This window comes from Desulfobacterales bacterium (assembly GCA_030066985.1).
In the GTDB taxonomy this organism is placed as follows: Bacteria; Desulfobacterota; Desulfobacteria; order Desulfobacterales; family JAHEIW01; genus JAHEIW01.
In genome coordinates this window covers 1-6,676 of the sequence record JASJAN010000062.1, presented here as the reverse complement: position 1 = coordinate 6,676, position 6,676 = coordinate 1, and the positions used below count along the sequence as shown (strand labels likewise).

Annotated in this window: 7 protein-coding genes; all 7 read left to right on the top strand. The window is 47.8% G+C overall.

Features of this window, described 5'->3' with window-relative positions; all coding sequences use genetic code 11:
* On the top strand, positions 1 to 815 hold an 815-nt coding region (locus QNJ26_21405), incomplete at its 5' end, for a glycosyltransferase (protein ID MDJ0988111.1).
* 319 nt (positions 816 to 1,134) lie between these two features.
* Entirely contained in the window at positions 1,135 to 2,961 is a 1,827-nt protein-coding gene (locus QNJ26_21400; GenBank protein MDJ0988110.1) for an ABC transporter ATP-binding protein, read from the top strand.
* Between the two features lie 102 nt (positions 2,962 to 3,063).
* The gene (locus tag QNJ26_21395) at positions 3,064 to 4,224 is read left to right on the top strand and encodes a radical SAM protein (protein MDJ0988109.1); all 1,161 of its coding nucleotides are present in this window, start codon (positions 3,064 to 3,066) and stop codon (positions 4,222 to 4,224) included.
* A gap of 93 nt (positions 4,225 to 4,317) precedes the next feature.
* Positions 4,318 to 4,728 (top strand): four helix bundle protein, encoded by a 411-nt coding sequence (locus QNJ26_21390; GenBank protein ID MDJ0988108.1) that lies wholly within the window; start codon positions 4,318 to 4,320, stop codon positions 4,726 to 4,728.
* Between the two features lie 60 nt (positions 4,729 to 4,788).
* Positions 4,789 to 5,349, top strand: coding sequence for a S24/S26 family peptidase (locus QNJ26_21385; protein MDJ0988107.1), 561 nt, complete (start codon positions 4,789 to 4,791; stop codon positions 5,347 to 5,349).
* Positions 5,350 to 5,822: 473 nt separating this feature from the next.
* Positions 5,823 to 6,314, top strand: coding sequence for a GspH/FimT family protein (locus QNJ26_21380; GenBank protein ID MDJ0988106.1), 492 nt, complete (start codon positions 5,823 to 5,825; stop codon positions 6,312 to 6,314).
* A 110-nt stretch (positions 6,315 to 6,424) separates the two neighbouring features.
* Positions 6,425 to 6,676: prepilin-type N-terminal cleavage/methylation domain-containing protein (locus QNJ26_21375; GenBank protein ID MDJ0988105.1), on the top strand; the 252-nt coding region annotated here is incomplete at its 3' end.

The window sequence follows — 6,676 nt, the reverse complement described above, 5'->3', positions numbered from 1 at the left end:
GTGTGCCGCATGTTATTCACACCCCGCACGGGCACGTATTTTATGGCCATTTTGGGCAAATGGCTTCTAAAGTATTTTTGTGGGTGGAGCGATTTCTTACAAGGTTTACCGATCGTATAGTGGCGCTGACCCACGGTGAGAAAAATGACTACCTTGAATTATCGGTTTGCCCGCCTGAAAAATTGATAACCATTCATAGCGGCGTTGATGTCAAACAGTTTCTAAATACCAATGGAAACCGAGCTGAAAAAAGACGCTCTCTGGGTCTGGAGCCAGCAGATGCCGTCATTGGTTTTGTGGGCTGGCTACTGCCGATCAAGGGGCCCGAGTACCTGCTGAGGGCCATGGATTATGTCTGGCCGGAGCAACCCGAGACAACGCTGGTGATGGTTGGCAAAGGTGATCTGGATGTTGATCTGAGAGCCGAAGCGTTGCGCAAGAATGTGAACGGCAAAGTTAAATTTTTAGGATGGCGTCAAGACATCAATGAACTGATGTCGGTGTTTGACGTCTTTGTTTTGCCATCGCAAAACGAAGGCATGGGTCGTGTGATCGTCGAGGCCATGGCCGCCGGAAATCCGGTGGTGGCCAGCAGGGTAGGGGGCATACCGGATCTGGTTCAAGATGGTCAGACCGGCTACCTGGTGCCGCCGGCCAATGAAAAAGAGCTGGCCGATGCGATCTTGAAGATATTAAAAGATCGGGATCAGGCAAAGCTGATGGGGCAGCGGGGCAAAAAGCGCTGCGAGCAATTCAGCCTGGAAGCGATGATCGCCAAGCTGGACGATCTCTATTCTGGTTTAATTACAAATTAGACAGGATTAAAAGGTTTGGTTGGATTTTATTTTAGACAGGATTTACAGGATTTGATGGATTTTTCTTTTTCATTACTTTCCGGAAGAAAGTGACGAAACTCCATGCCCTTCGGGCAAAATTCTCAACGTAGTTAAATTGAACTTAACCTTAAAAGGCACGTAATCAAACAAATATTAAGTTCTATGAAATTTTTTTTGTTTCCGCCGCAAGGCGGATTTAGTTTTCTTAGTTTCATCCGGAAACTAAGAAAAAAGAGAAAAAAAGATCCTGTAAATCCTGTCTAATAAAAAATATTAAAAAGGGATCCATTCCGATTTAATGAAAACCTGGTTTACATATCTGAAGCAGGGGTTATCGAGTAAGGTACCGCAAGACCGTATCGCCGATAGCACCGATCATCCGGGGATCAAGGAAAGCTTAAGGAGTCTTGTGCCGTATCTGAAAGGGCACTGGCGCAAGGGATCTATAGGGCTTGTGTTGATTCTGCTGGCAGCCCTTTGCAGTTTCCCGGCACCGTTGATCACACGCTACCTGGTTGATGATGTCATCCTGAACAAGCAACTCGGACTTCTGGCCGGCGCGCTGATATTGCTGGCCTGCTTTTTAATTGCTGAAAAACTGGCGCGTATGCTGCAGGAGTTTTACTTTGCCCGTCTGGAGCAGCAGGTGACACTCGATGTTCAGCAGGATTTGATCTCAAGGGTGCTTAAATTTCCCAAAGCATTTTTCGATGATCACCAGACCGGTTACCTGATGTCGCGGCTAACTGAAGATGTCGATGGGGTTCGCTGGTTCTTCTCTAATTCGATTGTCCATATCTTCAGTAATGCGTTTCGATTTGCGGGCGGTATCTGCCTGCTGTTTTATCTGGAATGGCGGCTTGCCGGTGTCGTCCTGATTTTACTGCCCGCACTTGCATGGGGTGTGCGCTATTTTTCAAGCAAACTGCATCACCTGCACCACAGAACCATGGAGCAGAAAGCAGAGCTGGCCGGCAACCTGCAGGAATCTCTTTCTGAAAGCACGCTGATCAAGGCCTATGCCTCTGAAAAACATACCAAAAGGAAACTGCTTTCCGGCTGGCAGCGGGTGGTTCAAACTTCTTTGCAGCAAACCACTGTGGCATCGCTTGCCGCTCTGATTGTGGACTCGACACCCGGTCTGGCGCGGCTCATTTCGTTTGCAGTGGGCGCCCTGTGGATCATAAACGATCAATGGACCCTGGGATCGCTATTGGCTTTTCAGGCCTATTTGACATATGTGTTTGGTCCGGCCCAGATACTGGCGTCTGCCAATCTGGACCTGCAAAAAGCACTTGCGGCCCTGCAGCGGGTAACCGCCCTTTTGCAGATCGTTCCCGAAGACAATACCGGCAGCGGCCAAGCAGTTGAAAAACTCAACGGTGATATAGAATTCAGGGAAGTTTCTTTTGCTTACAACGGCAGTCAGCCGATCTTGCAGAATTTTTCTTTTCATTGTCATTCCGGGCAACGCGTGGCAATTGTCGGGCCCAGCGGTGTTGGCAAGACAACCCTTTTGAGTCTGATGTTGCACTTTTATCAGCCCACAGACGGTGAAATCTATTTTGATAATCAACCAGCCTCAGATTATGATGTCAGCGCCCTGCGGAAGCGCATCGGCTACGTGGCGCAGCGGCCGCGGCTGCTTGCTGACACCCTCATCAATAATCTGAGATACGGAAATCCGGACGCCAGTCTGGCTGCAGTGGTGCGGGCAGCTGATGCCGCCGGTATCCATGGTTTCATTGAAAAACTGCCCAAAGGTTATCAGACCCTGATTGGTGAAAAGGGCGCGAACCTGTCCGAAGGTCAAAAACAGCGGCTTTCCATTGCACGTGCGCTAATCAAAGACCCCGATATCCTGATACTGGACGAACCCACCGCAGCCCTGGATACGGATGCTGAACAATCGCTTTTTGAGCGCTTGCCTGAATTTGTGCGGCAAAAGACACTCTTTATTGCCACCCATCGCCTGTCCACCATTAATGCCTGTGACCGCATTCTTGTGCTCGACGAAAATCGATTGGTCGCCAGCGGATCGCATCAACAGCTGATGGATTCGAATAGGTATTATCGAATGGTGGTCTCTCGCTCGCAAACATCGAATCTTGGTCTGGCAAATTGATTCGTCTAAAAAGAAACCTTATCAGTCGTTTTAATACTGACTGAACGGGCTCAACAGGCGCAACCGGCTAACCTGAAAAGGATTTAAAAAATCACTCTAGAATTGAAAAGCTACACCGACTGGAGTCTGGGAGTTCACAACCTCTCTGTAAAGAAAAGGGTTCCCATCAGTGCTGTTATAGAAATTACCCGACGCTGCAACAATAGCTGCGTTCACTGCTACAGCAATCTGCCGTTAACAGATCAAGCCGCGCGTCAGGACGAAATGAGCGCCAGGGAGCATTTCCGAATTCTGGATGAGATGGCCGCGGCCGGCTGTTTGTGGGTCTTGTTTACCGGGGGTGAAATATTTGCCCGCAAGGACTTTTTAGACATTTATACCCATGCCAAGCAGCAGGGATTCTTGATCACCCTGTTTACCAATGGCACCTTGATCACGCCGGATATCGCAGATTATCTGGCTGAGTTGCCCCCGTTTTACATGGAGATTACGCTTTATGGTTATACCCGCCAAACCTATGAAGAGGTGAGCGGGGTTCCCGGCTCATATGAGCGCTGTTTGCAGGGCATTCGGTTGCTGACCGAACGCAATTTGCCGCTCAAGCTTAAATCCATGGCCCTTACCGTCAATCAAAACGAGATCTGGCAGATGAAGCGCTTTGCTGAAGAAGATCTCGGGCTGGAATTCCGGTTTGATGCCTTGGTCAATCCACGCTACGACTGCTCGCAGAGCCCTCTCGACGTGCGCCTGAAGCCGATCGATGTTGTTAAGATGGACCTGCTGGATCCGAAACGGGTAGCTGAATGGAAGAAATTTGCTGTTCAATTCGGCGGCCTTCCAACGTCAGCCGAGGAAACTCAAAAGCTGTGGCGCTGCGGCGGTGGGGTCAATGCCTTTGCCATCGATCCGTATGGCATGATGCGTATGTGCGCAATGTCCCAGGACGATGCCTATGATCTGCGGCAAGGCTATTTTGAGCAAGGCTGGCAAGAGGCCCTTTATAAATTGCGGCAGAAACGCATTACGCGGCAAACCAAATGTGTGACCTGCGGCATCCGCTCCATGTGCGGCATGTGCCCGGCCAATGCGCAACTGGAATGCATGGATCCTGAAACCCCGGTGGATTTCCTGTGCCAGGTGGCCCATCTCAGGGCTTATGCATTTGATATACCCATAGCGCCGCACGGGGATTGCGAATACTGTCAGGGTGGAAGTCAATACGCTCAAATGATTAAGGAAGTTAAAAAGCTCAAAAAGGACTGAGGACTGAGTGCTGAGGACTGAGCAAAAAAAGAGAAACGCCTTGAGGATAGGGTGCTAAGTTTTAGGCAAATTTTACGAAAAGGAAAAAAGCAGATGAGCGATGAGAAGAAAAGAGAAAGAATAGACAAATTTGAAGATTTGATTGCCTGGCAAAAAGCCAGAGAGCTTACAAAAGAAATTTATCAAAATTCACGTATGGGCGAATTTGCCAAAGATTTTGGCCTGGCTGGACAAATTCAACGAGCAGCGGTTTCCATTATGTCTAACATCGCAGAGGGATTTGAGCGAGGTGGTCGCGGGGAATTCCATCAATTTTTATCGGTTGCAAAAGCTTCTTGTGCTGAGGTTCGTTCCTTACTTTATGTGGCTTTAGATGTTGAATACATTAAGAACAATGAGTTCAAGAAAATTATGGATAAGGCCCAGGAAGTCGGCAGAATTGTGGGTGGCCTTCGAGCATCTGTCGACAGACAAAGAAAAGCCCAAAAGCGAAGAAGCAAGTAGCGAGTGAGCATTAAGGTATTTAATAATTTGAGTATTCAGAGATAGGTAGATAGCTTGTTGATGAACACAAGACTCAAAGAGAACCCCATACCAAAATGTTCGGACTTAGCTCAGTCCTCAGTCCTCAGTCCTCAGTCCGCATCGCTGACTCCTGATAATTTTGAAAAGATTTGTACTGAACTGCTCCGAGAAGGTCATGCCGTAAAATTCCGCGCTCCCGGCGACAGCATGTACCCGACCATATGTAATGGTGATGTCATCAGCGTTTCACCCATCAAAACCAGCGCGATCATCACTGGCGATATCATTCTCTACCGCCACAAATCGGGCGTTGCTGCCCATCGGGTCATCCGCATCGTCCAAAAGAGCGCTCATCATGCGAAACACTCACCACTTAAAACTCAGTCCTCAGACCTCAGTCCCCAGCACTGGTTCATCCTGCGTGGTGATGCCGCTGTTGTTTGCGATGAACCGGTCACTGCCGATCAAATTTTAGGGAAAGTGACTGCCGTTGAAAGAGACGGCCAGGGCATCGACCCGTATTCTATCAAAGCCACCATCTGCTTCAAAGCCCGCCGTATAGCCGCCCGCCTCAAACGATCCATTCTATTTCAAAGCTGATAGATGGCATTTAATTCCTTCCTGATCCTTCCTTATAATATCTCCCGACTTGGTCTTTTGTAATTCATCCCATCTTTGGATTGCCTTACTCAATTCTTATTAATTTTTTGAATATTTTTTTCATTGATTTTTTTTTGATGTTGATACCTGCGTCTTTTGCCACAAAGTTAAACAAATATTAATTGTCAAAGGTTTTGCTTTTGTAAAATACCTCATATTTTTGATGATTTAGACCGATAAATTCTTTTGAGTACAGGTATTAAAAAATTTAATGCTGTTGCAAATGATTTTATAAACTTCCGCCTGCAACCTTTTCTGTGCCCACCTCCAACCGGTTGGTCAGGTGTGAGTTGTGGCTACAAAAATCTAAAATTATTAAGAATATAGATAGCTCTCGTGTCTTTGCGATTTGCTTATATTTATTAAACAGCTGGCACACAAATTGCTCAAAAAGACCAGCGGAGGATGAAACTATGCACAACTCGAGAGGGTTTTCATTACTGGAATTGATGATTTCAATTGCCGTCATTGCGATTTTGGCGGCGATTGCAATACCCGGTTATATTGGCTGGTTGCCCAAGCGCCATCTGCGAAGCTCGGCAACAGACGTGCAGGTGGCGATTAGTCATGCCAAGATGATAGCCATCAAGGAGAACACCAATGTCGTGTTAACCTTTGATCCGGCCAATGACAGTTATCTGGCCTTTATCGATAATGATTTAGACGGGGTCGTTGAAGCATCAGATGAGGACGGTAACCAGGACGCCGGTGAACGCACCATACGCGCAAAAGGGATGTCACCGGGCATCAATCTGGATAACTCTGATAATCCCGGCAATGATTTAACATTGACCTTTGACAGCAAGGGTCTGGCCGATGTCGCTGGAAATATCCTGCTGACGAACAGCCGCGGCCAGAACCGCACCGTTAATATGACCATCACCGGGATGACCCGGATCAATTAACAACAAGGCGAACGGTTAGAATAATGTCAGGCAATACAAATCCAATAAACAAATTCAAAAATCAACCGTCGTTGAACTTATATAATAGACGGAAAATGCGAGACGCCAACATGAAGACAATAACGGACAATCCCAATGGCTTTACTTTAGTTGAGCTGTTATTGGCCATGGCCGCAGGCCTAATCGTCATGATCGCTATATTCGCTGCCTACCAAAACCACCAGCGCTCGCACGTCACCCAGCAGCTGGTGGTAGACATGCAGCAAAATGCCCGTGCGGCAATGTCTTTGATGAAACGCGAAATCCGCATGATGGGTTACGATCCGGCCGCCACCGATGGCGTCGACAACGAAGATCCGGAT

Coding starts and splice junctions, on each gene's coding strand:
- QNJ26_21400 (MDJ0988110.1), top strand. CDS start 1,135: ATGAAAACCTGGTTTACATATCTGAAGCAGGGGTTATCGAGTAAGGTA.
- QNJ26_21380 (MDJ0988106.1), top strand. CDS start 5,823: ATGCACAACTCGAGAGGGTTTTCATTACTGGAATTGATGATTTCAATT.
- QNJ26_21385 (MDJ0988107.1), top strand. CDS start 4,789: ATGAACACAAGACTCAAAGAGAACCCCATACCAAAATGTTCGGACTTA.
- QNJ26_21390 (MDJ0988108.1), top strand. CDS start 4,318: ATGAGCGATGAGAAGAAAAGAGAAAGAATAGACAAATTTGAAGATTTG.